Consider the following 20,963-nt stretch of genomic DNA (forward strand, 5'->3'; position numbering starts at 1 on the left):
CGTGGAAAAATAAAAAGGAATTCTGCTTTATAGCGTCATCATCCACTTGCGCTGCAGTCTGCGGAATTTACGCAACTCGATTCTAAGGATGTTGAGAAAATCTTTACCGTTGCTTTCGGCACGCTCCAGGCGCTCGCAAGTGCTGTACAGGCGAGCCGTAAGTCGTTCTAACGAGGCTGCGTAACGCAGGCGGTCATCCTGAAAAACCTGACTTTCGGCTTTCAATATTTCGGGTGCCAGGGAGTCTGAGTCCCGAACGATATCTCCGGAAAAGTAGACGTACGGATTCTCGCTTCCATTGCTTTGCAACGGAGCTAAATCGTAAACCAGATAGCTTGAAATAGAGCGCGATAGCTTCAGAATTTCCTGTGCCTGGTTGTACAGTTTACTATTTAACGGAGTGTATCTCATAATTTTAAAACTCACTCAAATTTACCTGAATTCACAGAGTTTTGTATGTAGTAATTAAATTTTAGATGTACATTTACTTTAAAATTTAAAGTAAAAATGCTTTTTTATTTAAAATGCAAATAGACGCCACAAATTGGAAAATACTGCAAATCTTGCAGCGCAATGCGCGTATGTCTGTAAGTGCTATAAGCCGCGAAGTTGGAGTTACGTCACCGGCTGTTGCAGAACGCATTCGTAAAATGGAGGATGCAGGGGTTTTAATTGGCTATAAAGCCGAAGTTTCGCACATAGGTTCGGGACATCAGCTTAAAGCCATCATTACCCTGCGCGCTTTTATGGGTAGGCTTAAACCCTTTTTAGAGAAAGTGCACGACTTTACAGAAGTGCTCAATTGTTATCGCATCACGGGTAACGAAAATATTTTTATGGAAGTGGTGCTTTTTGACCAGTTTCATCTGGAGGAATTTATAGACAAGCTCATCACGTATGGTGAGACCAAAACACATATTGTGTTATCTACCGTGATTGAAAATGCGCCCATACGCACTCGCAGGGAAGATCGGGAAAAGCTGAAACTAAAGAGTGCTCAAATACCAAATCCCAAAGGCAATCAATAAGACAATACCTACCCAGCTGGCAATTTTAAGTGCGGTACTGGGGCGATCATCTTCGGCGACATCTTCAGAATTCATTGCAAAAAAGTTTGCAATCGCAAAAAAGGGAGCGGTTAAAAATGAAAGAATGGTAGCAATCTCCACCAGTCTGCCCATTTCGCTGGTTAAAAAGAACAGAATACAAACGGTGCCGGAGATCAAAACGAGCATCCAGGCCGCATAACCCCGTTTTTGTGTTTTGCCTGTAAGCAACTCGAGGGTTTTATTCATCGCCCGGGGCGATGCGTCAAGCGTGGTCAGCGTAGTGCTGAACATGGTGGTAAGCGCTGCCAGGCCTATGATGTAAAACGCCCAATTGCCGAGACTGCTGGTATACATATCAATAAGCTGTTTGGCAAATGCTCCGCCGCTGGCGCTAAATGATTCGCCCGAATTGTTCATAATAAGGGCTCCAAGGCTTATAAAGCAGGCGCCAACAATAATGGTTCCCAAAAAACCGATATTGAAATCAAACACAGCCGATTTGCGGGTAATTTTACCTTCTTTGGCTTTCTCTAAAGACCAAAGCGAATGCCAGATCGAAATATCGAGCGGCGCAGGCATCCACCCCATAAAGGCGATTAAAAAAGCGATTCCAATAGTGTCTTTGGGGATGATTTGCTCGAAAGATACGGGCTGATGGGGTTCAAAACCCGCAATTAGAACCGCAGCCAGGGTACTTATCGTAAGTGTTATCACAATCACCTTCATCAGTTTGTCTAAAAAAGAATACCGGCCTACTAGTAGGATAGCCGCACAACAGGCGGTGACAATGAGAGACCAGGTGGTAATGCTCCAGTCCATCCCAAAAATATAGGTCGCAATACCTGCGGTCACAATGGTTACCGCCGTTTGAATGGTAAACATCGTAAGCAAATTGATGATGAAATAAAGCACTAATAACGGCTTACCCAGCTTAAGATAACCCTCAAGCAAACTGGTGCCGGTGGCAGCTGCGTAACGTGGGCCAAACTGAAAAAACGGATATTTTATGAGGTGTATGAGTACCAAAGCCCATAACAGACCCAAACCATAGTCGGCACCGGCCCGGGTAGACTGTACCAAATGCGAGACGCCTATTGCCGCCCCGGCGAACAAAAGCCCGGGTCCCAGCTGCCTGAGCAGGTTTTTCATACGTGTTATTGATTTTTCTTGATCGAGTCTGAAAGCAGACGTCTTGCCCGCAGGAGTTTTACCTTGACGTTGCCCAAAGGTTCGTCAAGTTTCTGCGCCATCTCCTTATAACTCATTTCCTGAAAATAGCGCAAATTGATCATTTCCTGATAATGCGGTTTCAATTTTTTTATCAGGGTTTGCAATTCAGAGAGGTTTTGCTCGGTAATCAGCGCGTCTTCGGCGGTGGGGTTTTCATCAATTACTTTATTGAGCTGATTGTCTTTTTCGAGATGTCGCTGTCTGCTTTGTTCTTTTCGGAATAGATCAATCTGAAGATTTTTGGAAATGGTAATTAGCCAGGTTCCAAACTGATAACTGCTGTTGTAGGTGTGCAGTTGATTAAAGGCTTTTGAAAACGTCTGAATAGTAATTTCTTCGGCTTTAAATTCGTCCTGAGTACGCGCCAGCTGAAAGTTGTAAACCAGATTCCAATGCGAGTTAAGCAGGTAGTTGTAGGCTGCCTGATTTCCGCATTGTGCTTCCGTGATTTTTTGATCTAAAAGAGGTTTATTCAATTCCAACGTTGGGGTTTTACTACAATATTACTTATAAAAATAAGCATTTGCACGCTTATCATAAAAGGCTCAAGAATAAGTGTATACAAAGCTAAATTTCGTTCTTTGAGTCGGATGCTGACTTTAACTATTACACGCAATACCAAAAGCTCCCTGAAAATTAACAAAACAGGCAGGACAATAGACCCATACCCTACAGTTAATGACGCTATTGCCAGAGAGTAAAATGCCAATTGCGAGATATAAAATAAGCCCAACTGCAGCTGGTGCTTCGGTTTATACAGATGCGAAACACCAATGTGCCTTCGCTTTTGAATAAACCAGGATTTCCAGCTTTTTTCGGGTTCAGAACGCGTAAATGCATCGGGGTTTAAACAAATGGCAACGTTCTCCCGTGTGGCATTTTGGTTTACGAACAAATCGTCGTCCCCGGCCTTGTGGTGCAGGTGTTTTTTAAAACCTTCTGCCCGGTTAAAGAGTTTTTTGGTGTATGCCAGATTGCGCCCCACGCCCATATAGGCATTTTTTGCTTTCGCGTAAGCGAAATATTGCATCGCCGTAAAAAGGGTTTCAAACCGAATCAGGGTATTGAGCACAGACCTTTTGTACGTTTTGTAGCCACCATATCCCAAAACGATCTGCTTTTTCTTGGTAAATTTTTCAGTCATTAAGCCTAGCCAGTCTGGGGAAGCGGGGATGCAATCGGCATCTATAAGCAGTAGCTTGTCGTATTGCGCTTTATGCACAGCTTGGGTGATTCCGGCTTTTTTGCCGTGTGTTGACTGAAGATTGATAATCTCAATATTCGGCTTTCGCAAAGCGAAAGCATTCAGGATATCAAGGCTGTGGTCTGTACTGTGGTCGTTGACGAAAATGATTTCAAATACCGGATAATTCTGCTTGACAAGAGACTCCAACAGCGCCGGAAGATTTGGTGCCTCATTTTTAACGCAGCTAATTATACTTACGCCGGAATCAGATTTAGAAATCTTAGTTTTTGATTCCTTAGAAAAAATCCAAAAACGGGAAAAATAAAGGTAATACGCGCAATTGAGTAATGTGAAACCTGCCAAAAGCAGAACCAGCACATCGGGCAGCGCGCTCAAAAGAAGCTCTTGTTAAGCTTTTGGAGTGGAGCAATCTCCAATCTCATCAGGCATTTTACCACACATACCGCAGGCTTCGCCTGATTTGTTCAAATACGGATTTTGACTTGCGCAGGTGCCTGCAAACTTCCCGTCCTTTTTTGCCCAGATTTTTATAGCAATCCCGGCAAAAGCAAGACCTAGTAGTACAAGTGTGATTAGTAGAAGTTTCATACTGTAAAATTTGATGCAAAGATACGAACTGAAGTGCTGAAGCACAAAGAATACGCTGTTAAGCTGTTCGTTAAAATAGCGGTAAAACTTATTCGATGATGTTTACTTCGGGATCTATGGTAATACCAAACTGCTGCTGCACCTGTTCTTTAACTTTAAGCGCCAGTTCCCAGATTTCGGCGCCCGTAGCATTACCGTAGTTAACCAAAACCAGCGCCTGATTTTTGTGTACTCCTGCGTCGCCAAAGCGTTTTCCCTTAAAGCCGGCCTGCTCTATAAGCCAGCCTGCCGGTACTTTTACGGTTGTTTTCGATACGGGATAATGTGGCATTTGTGGGAATTTTTCTTGTAAATTTTCAAATTGTTCCCTCGAAATAATAGGATTCTTAAAAAAGCTTCCGCTATTACCCAGTTCCTTAGGGTCAGGTAGTTTTGACGAGCGAATGGCGATCACGGCATCTGCGATATCTGCGATTCCCGGATTTTCGATTCCTTTTGCTTCCAGCGTTTCCTGAATGGCGCCGTATTCGGTATGAAGCTTGTGATTGGCCTTGGTCAACTTAAACGTCACCGAGGTAATCACAAAACGATCTTTCAGTTCATTTTTAAACACCGATTCGCGGTACCCGAAATTACATTCAGCTAGCGAAAAGCTGCGTTCTTCAAGATTTTTTCGGTCTATAGCTGTGCATTTATAAAAGACATCTTTAAGCTCAACCCCGTATGCACCTATGTTTTGCACGGGTGCGGTACCGGTATTGCCGGGAATAAGCGCCATATTTTCAACACCGCCATAGCCGTGCTCCACGCAGTACATCACAAATTGATGCCAGTTTTCACCCGCAGCAACCTGAACCCAAACCTCTTCTTCGGTTTCTTTAACAAGCTCAATTCCCTTAAGGGCCACGTGAACCACCAGACCGTCTATATCTTTTTTAAGCAGCATATTGCTTCCGCCTCCTAAGATAAAAGGATCCGGGTAATCAGAATGACTTAGGGCTTCCTTGAGCTCTTCTTTAGAAGTTACCGCAATAAAAGCTTCCGCCTTTGCGGGGATGCCAAAGGTATTGTGTTCTTTTAGTGAAAACTGATGCTGTAGGTTCATTAATCTTTATACAGACTAAGGGCTTCCTTCAATAAGGCAACAGCTTCGATTAGGTCTTCCTTTTTCAATACATAAGCGATACGTACCTGATTAAGGCCTTCGCCGGGTGTCGAGTAAAAACCGGCTGCAGGAGCAACCATTACTGTTTTTTTATTGTGTTCAAAAGATTCCAGTAACCACTGCGCAAAATCATCTGAATTTTTAACCGGTAATTCGGCAATACAGTAAAAAGCACCTTTAGGCTTTGCAACGCGCACTCCCGGAATAGCCTCAAGACCGGCAACAAGCGTATCTCTGCGGTCTACATATTCTGAAATAACCTCGTCAAAGTAGGATTGTGGCGTATCTAAAGCGGCTTCACTGGCGATCTGGGCAAGTGTTGGCGGACTCAAACGCGCCTGTGCAAATTTCATCGCAGTAGCCATGAACGCTTTATTACGGCTCACCAGGCAGCCTATACGGGCACCACACATCGAAAACCGCTTGGAAACCGAATCAATCATGATCGTGTGTTGATCAATTTCGCGCTGGTTTAATACCGAATTGTGCTGCAAACCGTCATAGGCAAACTCGCGATATACTTCGTCTGCAATCAGAAAAAGATCATGTTTTTTTACCAGTTCAGAAAGTTGGTCAAGTTCTTCTTTGCTGTACAGGTAGCCGGTAGGATTGCCGGGATTACAAATCACGATCGCCTTGGTTTTTGGTGTGATTTGCTTTTCAAATTCAGAAATTGGAGGCAGGGCAAATCCGCTTTCAAAAGAAGAAATCACCGGTTTTACCGTTACGCCCGAAGCCGTGGCAAAGCCATTATAGTTTGCGTAAAAAGGTTCGGGGATGATGATCTCATCTCCGAGATCTGTAATGGTTCCCATTGCAAAAAGCAAAGCTTCAGAACCACCGGTAGATACGATGATGTCATTTGCAGTGATCTCAATGCCCTGCTTGCCATAATATGCGGCAAGTTTTTCGCGATAGCTCAAAAAGCCTGCAGAATGGCTGTAAGACAACACTTCGATATCTGCATTTTTTACAGCGTCAAGGGCGTGCTTTGGTGTCTTAATATCGGGCTGGCCAATGTTGAGTTGGTGTATCTGAATGCCTCTGGCTTCGGCAGCTTCAGCATAAGGTACCAGTTTACGTATAGGCGATTGAGGCATATCCTGCCCCTTTTGAGATAACTGTGGCATGTTCTTTTTCTTTAGGCTGCAAATTTGCGAATTATAAACGAGAAAATAATTTCAAACAGGAGCTTAAAATTTTCCTATAAAAATAGTAAATTCATACAAAAGAGCGTGTTATGGTGAGGTTTGTCTATTTTTTAGCTGTATTGTTTACATTTTTAACAGGAAAAGAGGCGTTAGGGCAGGGAACTTTTCAATTGCCTGAAGGGGAGAAGCGCTTAAAAATAAAGGCAGGTGTTGTCAATAATCTGGTTATTATACCCATTACGGTAAATGGTGTAGAACTTTCTTTTCTTTTAGATACCGGCGTGCGTTCTACAATTTTGTTTGGGATTGATTCTGATGAGGATCTCAAACTAAATAATAAATCTACTGTCTGGCTCACTGGCGCAGGCGATGGCGAACCCACAGAAGCCATAAAATCTACCCACAACATTATTAGCGTTGGTGAGTCTACTGCAATTGACCAGATTGTTTATTACATCCCTGATGGAGAGACTAATTTTTCGCCCAGACTGGGATTTGCTGTTCACGGAATTATAGGCTACGAACTCTTTAAGGACTTTGTTGTTGAGGTTGATTATCAGCGGGAATATGTGAAATTGCACGATCCAGACTATTTTAAATCTTCAAGATATGGTTCTGACTCTGCTGTTGCCTTAGATATGATAGGAGGTAAGCCTTACATAGATCTTAAAATTTTGGGCGAAAATGATGCAGCGATTGCTTCCAAACTCTTACTGGACTCCGGAAGCGGCGATGCCTTATGGCTTTTTGAAAATGAGGAGAAAGGGATTCAGGTCTCTGAAAACTCATTCAAAGATCATCTGGGTTTAGGTCTAAGTGGTGAAGTTACCGGTTATCGCGCCCGTTTACCCCGGCTTGAATTGGGAAGTTATACGCTGAACGAAGTCAATGTCGCTTACCCCGATACCACTTCCTTAAATTATTTACGCGGCGTAAATTTTAGAAACGGAAGCCTGGGTTCAGAGATTTTGAAACGCTTTAAGGTGGTATTGGATTATCAAAATGAGCTGATGTACTTACGTAAGAATAGGTATTTTGATGAGCCTTTTAGATATGATCGTAGCGGTCTGGTTGTACAGCATACCGGTTTTGAGCTTGTGGCTCATTTGGATTATCGCATTTCTAAAGAGCAGAACATGACCGAAGCTTCGAAAGGGGCCTGGAGTAGTGGTGGGTCTAGAAGCAGTATATTTCTGGAAACCAATATGGTTCAGTTTCCGCAGTTTAAATTAAAACCGAATTACGAAATTGCTGCCATTCGCGAAGATTCTCCCGGGGCAGAAGCGGGTTTAAGTGTGGGGGATAAGCTCATCAAAGTAAACGGAAGGGCAGTCGCTAATCTTAAGCTTGAAGAAATTACCCGATATTTTTACCGGAATGAAGGTTCGGTCTTAAAACTTCAGGTAGACCGAAACGGGATGGTTTTTAATTGTAAAATCAGACTAAGAAAGATGCTGGACTAAATAAAAAAAGCGGCTCATTGAGCCGCTTTAGCATATTAAATAGGTGATTCCTAATTATCTGCCGGAAGCAGGTTCCCTTTAATTTTAAGGGTGTAGGGTTCTGCGGAAGCATTAGTGTAAACGGTTATCGTTTTGCGGATAGGTCCCGCTGCACGATTCGTATCATACTTTACTTTAATCACTCCGCTTTCTCCTGGTGCTATCGGGTCTTTTGGAGGACTTGGTACTGTACAGCCACAGGTGGAATAGGCTTTTGAAATAACCAAGGGTGCATCTCCCGTGTTGGTAAACTTAAACTCGCGTTCACCATCTGCGCCGTGCGCGACATCACCATAATCAATAACATCTGTTTCAAATGTGATGGCTGCTTTTTTCTCCTGAGCCTGAAGGCCTAATGTCATCAAACCAACGGCAAGTAGTAAAACAATTTTTTTCATAATTCTAAGTGTTATTAGAGTCTAAAATTAAACTTAATCTGTGGTCTTTGCAAAGAGTTGCCTCTTTTTCATACTGAATTGAAACCTTTAAAACCTTCAACTCCCTCATAAACCGGCTCAGAATAAGTCTTTTTTTAATGCTCTCGTTCTTTTAAAAATACTTTGTATATGAGTATTTTTGCCCACTTAAAGACAAAAATCAGACCAAGATGGCATTAGCGGCACAATATAGTTCAAAAGAAGTAGAGCAGAAGTGGTATGACTACTGGATGAAGCACAACTACTTTCATTCTGAACCCAATGACAAAGAACCCTACACGATTGTAATTCCACCGCCTAACGTAACCGGAATTTTACATATGGGGCATATGCTGAATAATACCATTCAGGATGTTCTGATTAGAAGAGCGCGTCTCAAGGGGTTTAATGCCTGCTGGGTGCCGGGAACAGACCACGCGTCTATCGCAACCGAAGCTAAAGTAGTGGCTAAACTGAAGGCTGAAGGAATCAATAAAGCCGACCTTACCCGGGAAGAATTCTTAAAACACGCCTGGGAATGGACCGATAAATACGGTGGAACCATTTTAGAGCAGCTTAAAAAGTTGGGTGCTTCTTGTGACTGGGAACGCCTGCGTTTTACACTGGATGACACCATGTCAGCCAGTGTGATTCAGTGTTTTATTGATTTGTATAATAAAGGTCTGATTTACCGCGGCCATCGTATGGTAAACTGGGATCCTGAGGCCAAGACCACGCTTTCTGATGAAGAAGTGATTTATGAGGAGCGTCAGGGCAAGCTGTATTACATCAATTACAAGTTGGAAGGCTGTGAGGAGCATTTGGTAATAGCCACCACGCGCCCAGAAACTATTTTTGGGGATACCGCGATCTGCATCAATCCCAATGACGAGCGTTTTACACATTTAAAAGGTAAAAAAGCCATAGTGCCGGTGGTAAACCGCGTAGTCCCTATTATTGAAGATGAGTATGTAGACTTGGAATTCGGTACCGGTTGCCTGAAAGTAACGCCTGCGCACGATGAGAATGACAAAATGCTTGGCGATAAGCATAAGCTTGAAGTGGTTGATATTTTTAACGATGATGCCACGCTAAACTCCTTTGGTCTGCACTATCAGGGCAAAGATCGTTTTGTAGTGCGTGAAGAAATTGTAAAAGAATTGGAAGAGCTAGGTGCTTTGGTAAAGACAGAAAGTCACCTGAATAAAGTGGGGACTTCAGAGCGTACCAAGGCCGTTATAGAGCCTAAACTTTCAGATCAGTGGTTCGTGAAGATGAAAGATTTGGCAGAGCCTGCGATCAAAGCCGTTCTCGATAGCGATGACGTAAATCTTTTTCCAAAGAAATTTGAAAACACCTACCGCCACTGGATGGAAAACATTCGCGACTGGAATATCTCCCGTCAGCTTTGGTGGGGACAGCAAATCCCTGCCTATTATATTGGAGACGGAAAAGAGGATTTTGTTGTTGCTAAAAATATGGAGGAGGCTTTAGCTTCCGCAAAAGCGAAAACCGGAAACAATAATCTGACCAAAGCCGACTTAAAGCAGGATGAGGATGCGCTCGATACCTGGTTTTCTTCCTGGTTGTGGCCTATGAGTGTGTTTGACGGAATCGCAAATCCTGATAATGCCGATTTTCAGTATTATTATCCTACCAATGACCTGGTAACCGGACCGGATATTCTGTTTTTCTGGGTGGCGCGTATGATTATGGCGGGTTATGAGTATACCGGAAAGCAACCTTTTACGAATGTGTATCTCACAGGGCTCGTGCGTGATGCCGAGCGACGTAAAATGTCAAAATCGCTTGGTAATTCACCCGACGCGATGAAGCTGATTGATGATTATGGGGCAGATGGCGTACGGGTAGGTTTATTGCTAAGTGCTTCTGCCGGTAACGATTTGCTGTTTGATGAAGATTTGTGCAAGCAGGGTAAAGGTTTTATCAATAAAATCTGGAATGCTTTCAGACTCATCAAGGGTTGGGAGGTCGATGCAAGCGCTGAGCAACCTGAGGCCAGTAAAAAAGGTCTGGAATGGTATTCAGAGCGTTTTAAACAGGCTACCGAAGAGATTGAAGATCATTTCAGTAAATACCGAATCAGTGATGCATTGATGGTAACCTATAAATTGGTTTGGGACGATTTCTGCAGCTGGTTACTCGAGATTGTAAAGCCGGAATATCAAAAACCAATTGACAAAAAGACCTACGATGCGGTAATTGCAGCCCTGGAAGATAATCTGCGCATACTGCATCCGTTTACGCCATTTGCTTCGGAAGAAATCTGGCAAACTATTGCAGACCGTACTCCAGAAGAAGCTCTAATCGTTAACGAATGGCCTGCTATCGCGAAGCCAAACCTTGCGATGCTTGAAGACTTTGAACTGGCAACTCAGGTTATTACCGGAGTTCGTGCTATTCGAAAGGATAAGAATATTTCCTTTAAAGAAGAGCTGGAGCTTCACGTGCTGAATACCGAAGGTTTTTCGGCTGACTTTGATGCGATCATTAAAAAACTGGGTAATCTTTCGGTATTAAAAACTACAGAATCACCAGTTGATGGAGCATTGTCTTTCCGGGTAAAGGCCAATGAATATTTCATTCCGCTAACCGGAGCTATTGATGTGGGTGCCGAAATTGCTAAAATCAAGGAAGAACTTGCCTATACGCAGGGCTTTATCAACTCGGTTACTAAAAAGTTATCTAACGAGCGGTTTGTAAATAATGCACCTGAGCAGGTGGTGGCTTTAGAGCGTCAAAAACAGGCCGACGCGCAGGCTAAAATTGATGCATTAGAAAAGAGACTTGCTGCTTTAAGCTAGAACTTAAAAAGGTCGAAGATTTTAAGAGGGAATGTATTTATCTACGAGTTTGATATATTCCTTCTTAGCTTCTTTGGTTGAAAGCCCTTTAAGCTGAATAAGTGCGTTGTATTTAAAGGCGCTGCGCAGGTCGTTTTCTTTAATATTTCCTGCGTTGAGAATAGTATTCTCTTGATTTCCCTTTTTATAATACGCGTAGAGGAGCAATTGTATGTCCTGTGGCAACGCAATACTGGTATTGCTCGCACGGTGTGCGGCTTCCTCAAAAGCCTTGTCTAATGCTTCTTTTTTGCTCAAAACACAACTAGTTTTCGCGGGTTGCAATGATGCTTTCGGCTCCCCTTACCTTTTGATTGAGTTTAACTGCAAGTGGCGTTCCAATTGGTAAAAAGAGGTCAACTCTTGAGCCGAACTTTATAAAGCCACTGTCTTCGCCTTGTCCGGCAGTGTCACCTTCCTTAGCGTAATTTACAATGCGTTTAGCCAAAGCGCCTGCGATCTGACGATATAGTATATCTCCAAATGAAGTGCTGCGAACAACCACCGTTGTGCGCTCGTTTTCTTCGGAAGCTTTAGGGTGCCATGCAACCAGATATTTCCCGGGATGGTATTTGCTAAAGACTACCTCTCCGCTTACCGGGTAACGAGTCACGTGTACATTGATGGGAGACATAAATATTGATACCTGAAGGCGTTTTTCCTTAAAATATTCTTTTTCAAAAACTTCTTCAATTACTACGACCTTACCATCTACTGGCGAAACGATTTCATTTACGTTTCCGCTTGATTTCCGCCCGGGGTTTCTAAAAAACTGAAGGATTAAAACCAATAAGATCAAAAGCGCGGCATAACATAAATACTGCAGCCATTCCGGTGAAACCCACGTATGTGTAGCCAAGACACCTGCAATAACAATAAGCAGTGTAATCGTAATGATGGTATAACCTTCTTTATGAAACATATTCAAATACTATTAAAACCAGATAAATAAATGGACTGGCAAACAAAATGCTGTCCAGCCTGTCGTAAAGTCCGCCGTGTCCCGGCATGAGCGTGCCGCTGTCTTTTACTCCAGCTTCCCGCTTCAACTTAGATTCTATAAGATCGCCAAAAGTTCCCAGAGTACTCATAACCACTGCGAGCGATAACCAGATGTTAAAGTTAAGACTTCCGGTGAATTTATGAATGAAATAACTTGCTCCGCACGCAAATACTAAGCCTCCAAAGAAACCTTCTATTGTTTTTTTAGGCGAAATGCTTGGGAATAATTTATGTCTTCCAAAGCTTTTTCCAACAATATAAGCAAAGGTGTCGTTAGTCCAGATCAGAATAAACAAACCCGCTACGGTGTAGGGCGAAAAACCATCTCCATGGGAGGGTAGCAGCGTCAGAAATACGAAACTGGCAATCATATAAAAGATGGTGATGTGCAGCTTTTGAAGCTTGCCGTATCTTCTTATTTTTTCACTGAAGAGGTTTTTCATCAGGTACAGGCCAGTTACTACAGTGATTCCTAATAGGAGTAAAGTTGCTATATATGAAACCTTATAATAGCTAAAGAACAGAATGAACCCAATCAGAATGAGATAGGTGTACCAAAATTGAAAGCCGATAAGTCTTAAAAATTCACGAAGCGTGATTATTCCAAAAAGTAGAAATAATAAAATGTACCAATTTTCAGAAATGAATATGGCAGCGAGAAGGATTACAACATAAAGTAAGCCCGAAAGTGCACGTATGGAGAGTTCACGCATACTACAAGTCTTCTAACAGCAGCAGATAAAGATTTTTTGCGCTACTGCCATAGGACATAAAATCTTTAGCCCCTTCTTTAGGTTCAAAATTCTTGATCGTAGTAATATTTGTAGGAATCTGACCGGTGTTTTTCTTTTTGATACCTCGCAAACCTTCGCCTATGCTGTTTACAATTTGACTGGTAGTGGCAAAAATCACAAAATTTTGAGGGAGTTCTTTTAGTTTTTTCTCCTTGATTTGCTTGGAAGAAATAAGCAGGCTTCCATCATCTGCAATTAGATTTTCACAGACTGATAGAAAGAAACTCGACTCTTTGTTGGTATTGAAATTGAGGTTGTAGCCATCAAAAAGTTTTTCCAGTTTGGGGTCTAAGCAATATACGTCCTGCTCGTACCAATCATTTTCTAACAGAATGTTGTCAAAACTTTCGTGTACTTCATCCATATCTGTGCAATACAGAAATTTTCCACCGTTTAAAATGAAATGCTTGGTGAAGCGCTCATCTGCCGGTGCGCTGATGTCTGGCATATACTTACCACGCTCTGAACCCTTGAGATTTGGGTTTTCAGTGCTGGCAGTTTTTTTAGGCTGAAAAAGCTTTTTTAGGATACTCATAAATGAGTGGCTGTGCTACAAATTTAGGATTTAATCAAATATAAAAAATCTTAACTCAACATTGCGTTAAGTTAAGATTTATATCTCGTTCCTATAAAGAAAATTAGTTTTCTTCTACAATAGTGCTTTCTGACTCTTCCGTTTCCTTTCCGGTTTCGGGTTTGTCAAATGGACGTTTGCCAAAAATCTTCTCTAAATTGTCTTTGAAGATAACTTCTTTATCCAGTAAAACTTCGGCAAGCTCATTAAGTTTGTCTTTATTGTCTTCCAAAATCTTAATAGCACGTTGGTATTGCTCTTCAATGATGGAAGAAATTTCCTTGTCAATCAGTTCAGCGGTTTTCTCACTGTAAGGCTTGCTGAAATTGTACTCATTTTGACCTGAAGAATCGTAATAGGTAAGGTTACCAATTTTATCATTCAGACCGTAAGTGGTAACCATCATTCGTGCTTGCTTGGTTACCTTTTCAAGGTCACTTAAGGCTCCGGTTGATATTTTGTCAAAAGTCACTTTCTCAGCTGCGCGACCACCCATAGCTGCACACATCTCGTCAAGCATTTGCTCAGGTCTAACAATCAGGCGCTCTTCGGGTAAATACCATGCAGCACCCAAAGATCTTCCGCGAGGCACAATGGTTACTTTAACCAAAGGTGCCGCGTGCTCCAGCATCCAGGAAACGGTTGCGTGACCTGCTTCGTGAAAGGCAATAGCACGTTTCTCTTCAGGAGTGATGATTTTATTTTTCTTCTCAAGACCACCTACAATACGGTCAACGGCATCCAGAAAATCCTGTCTACCAACGGCGGTTTTACCTTGTCTTGCTGCAATAAGAGCTGCTTCGTTACATACGTTGGCAATATCTGCACCAGAGAAACCAGGCGTTTGCTTGGCCATAAATTCAGTGTCCAGTTCGTCTGCTACTTTTTTAAGCGGACGCAGGTGCACTTCAAAAATTTCCTTACGTTCTCTTACATCTGGAAGGTCTACGTATATCTGACGGTCAAATCGGCCGGCACGCATAAGTGCCGTGTCTAGTACATCAGCACGGTTGGTGGCTGCAAGTACGATTACGTTTGTGTTGGTACCAAAACCATCCATCTCGGTAAGAAGTTGGTTTAAGGTATTCTCACGCTCATCGTTAGAACCGCTAAAATTAGCCTTACCACGGGCACGACCTATAGCGTCTATCTCATCAATAAATATGATTGCAGGAGATTTTTCTTTTGCTTGTTTGAACAAGTCACGAACACGCGAAGCACCCACACCTACAAACATTTCCACAAAGTCAGAACCTGAAAGGGAAAAGAAAGGTACTTTGGCTTCACCGGCTACGGCTTTAGCCAATAAAGTTTTACCGGTTCCGGGAGGGCCTACAAGTAAAGCTCCTTTAGGAATCTTACCACCCAGATTGGTGTATTTTTCGGGATTCTTCAGGAAATCAACAATCTCCTGTACTTCCTCTTTTGCGCCTTCCAGACCGGCAACATCTTTAAATGAAGTCTTTACATCGGTTTTTTCGTCAAAAAGCTTAGCCTTAGATTTTCCGATATTAAAAATTTGTCCACCAGCACCACCAGCACCACCAGATGACATACGGCGCATAATGAAAATCCAGATACCGATGATTATCGCAATGGGTAACAAGGTGATCAGGATATCGCTAAACATCGTGTTATCTGCTTCCAGATATTTGACATTAAAGTCTTGAGTAGACTTTATCTCTTTCAATTCATTCTCAAAATTCTCCAGAGTTCCGTAACGAAAAATATAGCTGGCACCTTCTTCGGAATTTAGCAGTGATAAACCGGGATCACTGGGTCTTGAATGTACTTCCTTACCCTTTGCTTCGTCGGTAAGGTAGATGTAGGCAACACCTTTTGATTTGCTGATATCTATTTGCTTAATATCACCACTTTCAGCGTATTTAAGTAATTGATTTTCAAGTATTTCTTTCGGATTGCCATAGTCAGAACCGCTGCTGAAAAAATTGAGTCCAAGAAAAACGAGTATGATTGCGGTGTAGATCCACCAGGCGCTGAACTTGGGTTTATTAGGGACGGGCTTTTTTGATTTTTCTGCCATTATGTTTTTTAATAATTTGATTCGATTGATGTTACTTTAGCATCACCCCAAAGACTTTCAATGTCGTAATATTCACGGGTATGTTTTTGAAACACGTGCACCACAACATTCACATAATCCATCAGGATCCATTCTGCATTTTGCATGCCTTCCACATGCCAGGGTTTGTCTTTAAGTTTTTTGCTAACTGTTTTTTGGATAGAATTGACAATAGCGGTAACCTGGGTATTAGAAGTACCATCACAGATTATAAAGTAATCACAAACCATGTTCTCTATTTCCCGCAGGTCTAATAAATCAATATGTTGACCTTTTACTTCTTCAATCCCTTCAATAATAGTCGTTATCAGTTGATCTGTGTTTACTTCTTTTTTTGTCATTAAATCTTTTTTAGTCTGGCAAAGTTATTACAATTTTGTTTGATACCCTTTCTTGTACTAACATTTCAGCCTTTAGGTATACAATGCATATTGTCAAACTTAATGCCACAACCTCTACCAATACCTATTTGAAGGAATACGCCCGCGAACTTGACTTTAAAGAGGATATTTTGGTGTGGACACATGCTCAGGTTGAAGGTCGCGGACAGCGCGGTGCTATATGGGAGTCTGAGCCGGGCAAAAACCTTACGTTTAGTGTGTTTAAACGGGTTGAAGGTTTCCGGGCAGACCGCACTTTTTATATGAGCATGGCTGCTTCATTAATGGTTGTTGAAACCCTTGAGCATTTTGGGGTGCGCCAACTTGCTGTAAAATGGCCAAACGACATATTGGCAGGTGCTCGAAAAATTTGCGGTATTTTAATTGAAACCATAATCAGAGATGGCTTGTATGGCGTTATTTTGGGAGTAGGGATTAACGTAAATCAAAAGGTTTTTGAAAAAGCTCCACGTGCAACTTCAGTGCTGCTTGAAACAGGAAGGGTAACAGATTTGAATGAGGTCTTGGATTACTTTATAAAATCATTTTATAAATATGCAGAACTGGTAAGTCAGTTTGATTTTGCAAGGCTGCATCAGCTTTATGAACAGCAACTTTTTCGAAAGGATAAGGTATCAACTTTTGAATTGCCGGGAGGTAAACACATAGCCGGTGTTATCAATGGCGTCTCAAAAAATGGAAAGCTCATCCTTCAACTGGAAGATGAGCTTTTAAAAGAATTTGATCTTAAGGAGATAAAACTCCTGTACTGATTAGATGTTCTGCAGATTTTCGCTTAAGGTTTGTATGAATTTAGTAATAGGGCCTTTAATCATCATAGACATCATCGCGTTAAACTCTCCTTCAAACTCAAACTGAGCTTCACTGGTGTTTTCTGCGAGTTCTTCAATATTAGCAGTAAGCGTAAAAGGCAATTTATCACTGGCAGCGCCTAATACGACTTTATTGTAAGGTACAGTGTTTTTAAGCTCCAGTACAATTTCCGGCATTCCTTTAAGGGCAAATAGAAAGCGTTTTTCGCTTAAAATTTCAAATTTGCTGATGCTCTCAGGCATCAGCTTTCGGTAATTCTGTACGTCTGTCAGAAAATTAAAAACTTCTTCCGGGCTTTTAGAAATGGTCTTTTTAGGGCTTTCTAAGTGCATAATGGGCGTGTGTGTTTTAGTTTTTTGTTAGTTGGCGGTATTCCAGTTTTCAGGATCGAGCCGCCAGGTTTGTAAGGTTAGTTTTTCTTTTTCAGAAATGTAGCGCGTATCTAAGGCTTGTTCCAATAGATGATCATAATCACTCAGCGTGTGTAAATCGATACCTTGCTTTTCAAAGTTTTGTTTTGAAACATCAAAGCCGTAGGTAAAAATGGCCAACATTCCTTTTACATTGGCTTCGGCCTGCTCTAAGGCTTCAACAGCCATTAGCGAACTTTTTCCGGTGCTGATGAGGTCTTCAACCACGACTACACTTTGACCGGGATCCAGTTTTCCTTCTATCTGATTTTGCCTGCCGTGCTTTTTAGCTTCCGGGCGAATATATACAAACGGAAGGTTTAAAAAATCGGCTACCAGCATCCCAATTCCTATAGCTCCTGTGGCGACACCGGCGATGACGTCGGGCTTGCCGTAAAGCAATTCAATCTGGTTAGCGATATTCTCCCGCAGGTAATTGCGTATTTGCGGGTAAGATAGTGTGATGCGGTTGTCGCAGTAAATAGGAGATTTCCAGCCGCTGGCCCAAGTGAATGGGTTTTGTGGTTGTAATTTTATTGCATTAATTTGCAGCAATAACTCAGCTGTTTTTTTAGCTGTTTCTTTTTTTAAGATCATGGTGCAAATGTATAAAGTTTTTGTAAATGAAGTGCCCATTATACTTTCAACCGAAAAGTATATAGGTGAAAATTATACATCAATACCCATTAAGCGTGCAAAAATCAAGCGAATTATCAAACAGGTGAATCGCGGTCAGCTGACGCACATCAACTTATACCATCAGAATCATAAGAAATTACTGAAGCACCTCAAGAAGAAATTACCTCTTGTCGTTGCCGGTGGCGGACTCGTTTACAATCAGAATTCTGAAATATTGTTTATCAAGCGCAATGGTAAATGGGACTTGCCCAAAGGGAAACTCGAGAAAAAGGAAACCATACAGCAATGTGCCCTGCGGGAAGTAGAAGAGGAAACGGGTTGTAAAGATTTGGTTCTGGGAGATTTGATAACGGTAACCTATCACATCTTTAAGCGTAACGGAAAGTTTAAGCTTAAAGAAACCTATTGGTATAGAATGACCTCAGATTATACCGGAGTTCTCGAACCCCAGCCTTCTGAAGGTATCAAAAAAGTGCGCTGGAAAAATTTCGAAAAAACGCAAAAAGCGCTGACTAAATCTTACGAAAACATCAAGCTTTTATTCCCGAAGGAATATTTGATCCCAAATCCTAAAGACCACGTAGCCTAACTAGTGCATAATCCGGTAAATGGGATAGCGCAAATGGGCGCGTTCATAGTTTTCAGATTTTTTATGTAACCAATCTAGCTGAGCGTACCAGTTGCTACGAAAGGCTTCCTCGTTTAGCTTTTTGGTTTCAAATTCTTGTTTTAATGTCGGGTTACTTTCGAGCAAATCCAAAGCCTTATCTTCCCATACATAAGGCGAAAAACCTTCTTTTTGCTGTAAAATAGTGTCAAAATAATTCCAGTTGAAGAACGAATCTACAGCTGAAGGTTCCAAAGTTTCGAGTAAATAGCGCAGGCCTGATTGTGCTGTGTAGACCAGATAATCCCCTTTCCGTAAGCTAACCTTTTCTTCGGTTGTACTTACTTTAGTATTTCGATGTAAATAATGCCCTTCATACGCCGAGTTGCCGGTACCGTAGTCTGCAATATGATATACTTCTGCAGCTAAGGTTGTATCCCGATCCATTCGGGTGAGTTGGATGTCGTTCTCTTTTAAACGGTCAATGACTGTATGCCACGCCTGTGGAATCACATAGGCTTTAGGGATCGCTACGCTGTCTGTGGCTTTAAAATGGTCATAATAATTGACCGTTTTGGTAAAGGGCTTCTCACGGTTGTAGCTTAGGCGTTCCAGGCCGGTGACTTCGCTGGTTATTCTTTCGCCCTCAAAGCCTTTAAAATCGAATTGAGTCACCTGAGAGCTGTCGGTCTTAAACTGAATGGGGTAGAAGGTGCCGGTAAGTGCGCCACTTCTGTAGATCGAATCTTGCTTTGCCCGTATTTGTTTGATTGTTTTAGCATCTGCCGAAGCGATATTCAACATGTGCTGCATAAGTGTATAGGTGCCTTCTACACGAGGCTTATAGGGTTTTAGCATATGGGTTTCTACCATCATTCCGAGGGTATTCCATAAGGTGGTGTAGCCGGTAGAGTAGCGCGGGTAATCCATAAACTGAGTAAAACCGGTCTCGGGAACCTCATTAAACACATTTACATAGGGTGTAATGGGCCAGCCTTGTGCTTCTAAAGAGTCTACCAGCGCCGGATGCATCTGCTCATTTAAATAGGTTCCTGCAGCACCACCCAGCTTGTTGTGTTGCGTAAACAGATGTGTAAGTACATATTGATAATCTGCCCCGTTGCTTACGTGATTGTCAATAAACACATCAGGTTTTACCAAATGGTAGATTTCTGCGAAAGAACGCGCATTATAGGTGTCTGCCTTAATAAAGTCGCGGTTGAGGTCGTAATTGCGGGCGTTTCCTCTAAAACCATAGGCTTCAGGACCGTTTTGATTGGTGCGGCTGCTGCTGTTGCGGTTGAGTGCGCCGCCTATATTGTAAATGGCAACGGCACCTACCCAAATATTTTCGGGGGTTTTGATTTTGCCACTGGCAAGATCCCGCATAAGCATCATCGTGGCATCAATACCATCGGGCTCACCGGGGTGAATGCCGTTATTGATGAGGATGCGCACAGCTTCCGTATTTTCTGAGAATTCAGACTCCAGACTGCGATTGGGATTGTAGGTAACCAAAGTAAGGGGTAAACCGCTATCGGTCTCCCCGATTTCATAAGTCTTGATAGAAAGATAAGCTGAATCTAACTTGTGATAATAGTCAATAACGTCGTCATAGGTAGGCGTCTGAGTACCCCCACTTTTTTCAAACTGGGTTTCCAGGTCGAAGTCTTCGGGTTTGGGTTTTTCAGCACAGTTTAGAAATACTAACAGACAAAGGGCAACAAGTAGGCGCATAAACAAGAATTTAGGCTTTAAAAGTACAGATTTCCTGAAAAGAATGCGCGCTTTAAGCCCTTAGAAAAAGGGAGCGTATTGCGCTACTCTAAAGTCAAAAGTGGTAAGCTCAGGATTTTGAGCTTTCATCTGTTTGTACTTTTTCATACTGCCTATAGCCCGGTTTGCCGCGCCTGAAGGAGCGGTAAGCGAAACCGTCCTGACTTTACGACCGTCAACTTCAAATTCGTGAATGCGTGGCACTTCGGCAGCGATAACTTTAATTTTGAGATGTTCTTCTTTTGCCTGGCGGCGAAAGAAATACTCCGGTCCGTTTTTGCTGTTGCCACCGGTAAAAATCAGCGTTTCAATTTGCCGGTGCTTTCTAAGGTAACCTGTCAAATCCCGAAGCTTCACGTCTTGCATGCCCAAATCTGAAGCGTCAATTTTTTCGCGCAAAGCGGAAGCAACAATATCACAAACCCCGATTTTCCGTTCGACTAAAAAATTAGTGCGTTGCGCAATGGCGTGCGCTGTGTTTTCATAAACCAGATCCAGTTCAAAAATACGGTCGAGTATGGGCCAAAGCATACCATTTTTACTGCCGTAACAAAAATCAACATCCTCCGGAAGCAGCTCGCCCGTAGTGAAACGGGGCGGCGGCAAAGTTCCTACAATGAGTTTTGTAGCGTCTTGTAAGTTAAAAGGCGGATAGGGATGGGTGTGGTGAAACAAATCTGCAGACATACTGC

Annotated in this window: 23 protein-coding genes; 5 read left to right on the forward strand and 18 right to left on the reverse strand. The window is 42.3% G+C overall.

Annotated elements, in window-relative coordinates:
* Window positions 1-27: 27 nt before the first annotated feature.
* Window positions 28-411 (reverse strand): hypothetical protein, encoded by a 384-nt coding sequence (locus CJ305_RS03455; protein WP_099644819.1) that lies wholly within the window; start codon window positions 409-411, stop codon window positions 28-30.
* A 113-nt stretch (window positions 412-524) separates the two neighbouring features.
* On the opposite strand from CJ305_RS03455, the gene CJ305_RS03460 reads away from it, so the two are divergent.
* Window positions 525-1,028 carry an Lrp/AsnC family transcriptional regulator gene (locus tag CJ305_RS03460; RefSeq protein WP_099644820.1) on the forward strand — a complete coding sequence of 168 codons (504 nt, stop codon included), beginning with the start codon at window positions 525-527 and terminating at the stop codon, window positions 1,026-1,028.
* Here the strand turns inward: CJ305_RS03460 and CJ305_RS03465 are convergent.
* The 6 genes from CJ305_RS03465 to CJ305_RS03490 form a co-directional block, all read right to left on the reverse strand.
* Complete coding sequence (locus tag CJ305_RS03465; protein WP_099644821.1) at window positions 987-2,198, reverse strand: NRAMP family divalent metal transporter; 1,212 nt, start codon at window positions 2,196-2,198, stop codon at window positions 987-989. The genes CJ305_RS03460 and CJ305_RS03465 overlap by 42 nt on opposite strands.
* Window positions 2,199-2,203: 5 nt before the next feature.
* Window positions 2,204-2,761, reverse strand: a complete 558-nt coding sequence (locus CJ305_RS03470) for an RNA polymerase sigma factor (protein ID WP_099644822.1) — start codon at window positions 2,759-2,761, stop codon at window positions 2,204-2,206.
* Window positions 2,752-3,843: a glycosyltransferase gene (locus CJ305_RS03475; protein ID WP_223248793.1), complete on the reverse strand. Its 1,092-nt coding sequence runs from the start codon at window positions 3,841-3,843 to the stop codon at window positions 2,752-2,754. The genes CJ305_RS03470 and CJ305_RS03475 overlap by 10 nt, the downstream gene beginning before the upstream one ends.
* A gap of 30 nt (window positions 3,844-3,873) precedes the next feature.
* Complete coding sequence (locus tag CJ305_RS03480) at window positions 3,874-4,074, reverse strand: membrane or secreted protein (RefSeq protein WP_099644824.1); 201 nt, start codon at window positions 4,072-4,074, stop codon at window positions 3,874-3,876.
* 88 nt (window positions 4,075-4,162) lie between these two features.
* The gene (gene murB, locus CJ305_RS03485; protein ID WP_099644825.1) at window positions 4,163-5,179 is read right to left on the reverse strand and encodes a UDP-N-acetylmuramate dehydrogenase; all 1,017 of its coding nucleotides are present in this window, start codon (window positions 5,177-5,179) and stop codon (window positions 4,163-4,165) included.
* The gene (locus CJ305_RS03490; RefSeq protein WP_099644826.1) at window positions 5,179-6,369 is read right to left on the reverse strand and encodes a pyridoxal phosphate-dependent aminotransferase; all 1,191 of its coding nucleotides are present in this window, start codon (window positions 6,367-6,369) and stop codon (window positions 5,179-5,181) included. Before CJ305_RS03490 ends, murB begins: the two co-directional genes overlap by 1 nt.
* A 110-nt stretch (window positions 6,370-6,479) precedes the next feature.
* Here CJ305_RS03490 and CJ305_RS03495 point away from each other — a divergent pair, with 110 nt between their 5' ends.
* A complete protein-coding gene (locus tag CJ305_RS03495; protein WP_099644827.1) occupies window positions 6,480-7,853 on the forward strand; it encodes a pepsin/retropepsin-like aspartic protease family protein in 1,374 nt (457 codons plus the stop codon).
* 50 nt (window positions 7,854-7,903) lie between these two features.
* Here the strand turns inward: CJ305_RS03495 and CJ305_RS03500 are convergent, their stop codons facing one another.
* Window positions 7,904-8,290: a DUF1573 domain-containing protein gene (locus tag CJ305_RS03500; protein WP_099644828.1), complete on the reverse strand. Its 387-nt coding sequence runs from the start codon at window positions 8,288-8,290 to the stop codon at window positions 7,904-7,906.
* 209 nt (window positions 8,291-8,499) lie between these two features.
* On the opposite strand from CJ305_RS03500, the gene CJ305_RS03505 reads away from it, so the two are divergent.
* Window positions 8,500-11,133 (forward strand): valine--tRNA ligase, encoded by a 2,634-nt coding sequence (locus CJ305_RS03505; protein WP_099644829.1) that lies wholly within the window; start codon window positions 8,500-8,502, stop codon window positions 11,131-11,133.
* Window positions 11,134-11,154: 21 nt separating this feature from the next.
* Here CJ305_RS03505 and CJ305_RS03510 read toward each other — a convergent pair whose 3' ends face one another.
* The 6 genes from CJ305_RS03510 to rsfS all read right to left on the reverse strand — a co-directional run bounded on the left by CJ305_RS03510 (window position 11,155) and on the right by rsfS (window position 15,966).
* The gene (locus tag CJ305_RS03510) at window positions 11,155-11,430 is read right to left on the reverse strand and encodes an acyl-CoA-binding protein (protein WP_099644830.1); all 276 of its coding nucleotides are present in this window, start codon (window positions 11,428-11,430) and stop codon (window positions 11,155-11,157) included.
* Between the two features lie 7 nt (window positions 11,431-11,437).
* Window positions 11,438-12,094, reverse strand: coding sequence for a phosphatidylserine decarboxylase family protein (locus tag CJ305_RS03515; RefSeq protein WP_099644831.1), 657 nt, complete (start codon window positions 12,092-12,094; stop codon window positions 11,438-11,440).
* Window positions 12,084-12,887 carry a phosphatidate cytidylyltransferase gene (locus CJ305_RS03520; protein WP_099644832.1) on the reverse strand — a complete coding sequence of 268 codons (804 nt, stop codon included), beginning with the start codon at window positions 12,885-12,887 and terminating at the stop codon, window positions 12,084-12,086. The genes CJ305_RS03515 and CJ305_RS03520 overlap by 11 nt, the downstream gene beginning before the upstream one ends.
* A 1-nt stretch (window position 12,888) precedes the next feature.
* Window positions 12,889-13,503, reverse strand: coding sequence for an LUD domain-containing protein (locus CJ305_RS03525; protein WP_099644833.1), 615 nt, complete (start codon window positions 13,501-13,503; stop codon window positions 12,889-12,891).
* 103 nt (window positions 13,504-13,606) lie between these two features.
* Window positions 13,607-15,586, reverse strand: coding sequence for an ATP-dependent zinc metalloprotease FtsH (ftsH, locus tag CJ305_RS03530; protein WP_099644834.1), 1,980 nt, complete (start codon window positions 15,584-15,586; stop codon window positions 13,607-13,609).
* Window positions 15,587-15,594: 8 nt separating this feature from the next.
* Window positions 15,595-15,966, reverse strand: a complete 372-nt coding sequence (rsfS, locus tag CJ305_RS03535) for a ribosome silencing factor (RefSeq protein ID WP_099644835.1) — start codon at window positions 15,964-15,966, stop codon at window positions 15,595-15,597.
* Between the two features lie 83 nt (window positions 15,967-16,049).
* On the opposite strand from rsfS, the gene CJ305_RS03540 reads away from it, so the two are divergent.
* Window positions 16,050-16,778 (forward strand): biotin--[acetyl-CoA-carboxylase] ligase, encoded by a 729-nt coding sequence (locus CJ305_RS03540; protein ID WP_099644836.1) that lies wholly within the window; start codon window positions 16,050-16,052, stop codon window positions 16,776-16,778.
* On the opposite strand, the gene CJ305_RS03545 is transcribed toward CJ305_RS03540, so the two are convergent.
* Window positions 16,779-17,171 (reverse strand): SRPBCC family protein, encoded by a 393-nt coding sequence (locus CJ305_RS03545; protein ID WP_099644837.1) that lies wholly within the window; start codon window positions 17,169-17,171, stop codon window positions 16,779-16,781.
* A 27-nt stretch (window positions 17,172-17,198) separates the two neighbouring features.
* Window positions 17,199-17,846 (reverse strand): orotate phosphoribosyltransferase, encoded by a 648-nt coding sequence (gene pyrE, locus CJ305_RS03550; RefSeq protein WP_099644838.1) that lies wholly within the window; start codon window positions 17,844-17,846, stop codon window positions 17,199-17,201.
* 7 nt (window positions 17,847-17,853) lie between these two features.
* Between pyrE and CJ305_RS03555 the strand changes: the two genes are divergently transcribed.
* Window positions 17,854-18,477 (forward strand): NUDIX hydrolase, encoded by a 624-nt coding sequence (locus CJ305_RS03555; protein ID WP_189319373.1) that lies wholly within the window; start codon window positions 17,854-17,856, stop codon window positions 18,475-18,477.
* Here the strand turns inward: CJ305_RS03555 and CJ305_RS03560 are convergent, their stop codons facing one another.
* Window positions 18,478-20,232, reverse strand: a complete 1,755-nt coding sequence (locus CJ305_RS03560; RefSeq protein ID WP_099644840.1) for a M14 family metallopeptidase — start codon at window positions 20,230-20,232, stop codon at window positions 18,478-18,480.
* A 60-nt stretch (window positions 20,233-20,292) separates the two neighbouring features.
* Window positions 20,293-20,958 carry a uracil-DNA glycosylase family protein gene (locus CJ305_RS03565; RefSeq protein ID WP_223248789.1) on the reverse strand — a complete coding sequence of 222 codons (666 nt, stop codon included), beginning with the start codon at window positions 20,956-20,958 and terminating at the stop codon, window positions 20,293-20,295.
* Window positions 20,959-20,963 lie beyond the last annotated feature (5 nt).

Origin of the sequence: Leeuwenhoekiella nanhaiensis, assembly GCF_002744755.1 — a bacterium.
In the GTDB taxonomy this organism is placed as follows: domain Bacteria; phylum Bacteroidota; class Bacteroidia; order Flavobacteriales; family Flavobacteriaceae; genus Leeuwenhoekiella; species Leeuwenhoekiella nanhaiensis.

What these genes read in the sequence shown, in the direction of transcription:
- CJ305_RS03455 (WP_099644819.1), bottom strand. Translation starts at nt 411, where the DNA reads ATGAGATACACTCCGTTAAATAGTAAACTGTACAACCAGGCACAGGAA.
- CJ305_RS03460 (WP_099644820.1), top strand. Translation starts at nt 525, where the DNA reads ATGCAAATAGACGCCACAAATTGGAAAATACTGCAAATCTTGCAGCGC.
- CJ305_RS03465 (WP_099644821.1), bottom strand. Translation starts at nt 2,198, where the DNA reads ATGAAAAACCTGCTCAGGCAGCTGGGACCCGGGCTTTTGTTCGCCGGG.
- CJ305_RS03480 (WP_099644824.1), bottom strand. Translation starts at nt 4,074, where the DNA reads ATGAAACTTCTACTAATCACACTTGTACTACTAGGTCTTGCTTTTGCC.
- murB (WP_099644825.1), bottom strand. Translation starts at nt 5,179, where the DNA reads ATGAACCTACAGCATCAGTTTTCACTAAAAGAACACAATACCTTTGGC.
- CJ305_RS03490 (WP_099644826.1), bottom strand. Translation starts at nt 6,369, where the DNA reads ATGCCACAGTTATCTCAAAAGGGGCAGGATATGCCTCAATCGCCTATA.
- CJ305_RS03495 (WP_099644827.1), top strand. Translation starts at nt 6,480, where the DNA reads ATGGTGAGGTTTGTCTATTTTTTAGCTGTATTGTTTACATTTTTAACA.
- CJ305_RS03500 (WP_099644828.1), bottom strand. Translation starts at nt 8,290, where the DNA reads ATGAAAAAAATTGTTTTACTACTTGCCGTTGGTTTGATGACATTAGGC.
- CJ305_RS03505 (WP_099644829.1), top strand. Translation starts at nt 8,500, where the DNA reads ATGGCATTAGCGGCACAATATAGTTCAAAAGAAGTAGAGCAGAAGTGG.
- CJ305_RS03515 (WP_099644831.1), bottom strand. Translation starts at nt 12,094, where the DNA reads ATGTTTCATAAAGAAGGTTATACCATCATTACGATTACACTGCTTATT.
- CJ305_RS03520 (WP_099644832.1), bottom strand. Translation starts at nt 12,887, where the DNA reads ATGCGTGAACTCTCCATACGTGCACTTTCGGGCTTACTTTATGTTGTA.
- CJ305_RS03525 (WP_099644833.1), bottom strand. Translation starts at nt 13,503, where the DNA reads ATGAGTATCCTAAAAAAGCTTTTTCAGCCTAAAAAAACTGCCAGCACT.
- ftsH (WP_099644834.1), bottom strand. Translation starts at nt 15,586, where the DNA reads ATGGCAGAAAAATCAAAAAAGCCCGTCCCTAATAAACCCAAGTTCAGC.
- rsfS (WP_099644835.1), bottom strand. Translation starts at nt 15,966, where the DNA reads ATGACAAAAAAAGAAGTAAACACAGATCAACTGATAACGACTATTATT.
- CJ305_RS03540 (WP_099644836.1), top strand. Translation starts at nt 16,050, where the DNA reads ATGCATATTGTCAAACTTAATGCCACAACCTCTACCAATACCTATTTG.
- CJ305_RS03545 (WP_099644837.1), bottom strand. Translation starts at nt 17,171, where the DNA reads ATGCACTTAGAAAGCCCTAAAAAGACCATTTCTAAAAGCCCGGAAGAA.
- pyrE (WP_099644838.1), bottom strand. Translation starts at nt 17,846, where the DNA reads ATGATCTTAAAAAAAGAAACAGCTAAAAAAACAGCTGAGTTATTGCTG.
- CJ305_RS03555 (WP_189319373.1), top strand. Translation starts at nt 17,854, where the DNA reads ATGTATAAAGTTTTTGTAAATGAAGTGCCCATTATACTTTCAACCGAA.
- CJ305_RS03560 (WP_099644840.1), bottom strand. Translation starts at nt 20,232, where the DNA reads ATGCGCCTACTTGTTGCCCTTTGTCTGTTAGTATTTCTAAACTGTGCT.
- CJ305_RS03565 (WP_223248789.1), bottom strand. Translation starts at nt 20,958, where the DNA reads ATGTCTGCAGATTTGTTTCACCACACCCATCCCTATCCGCCTTTTAAC.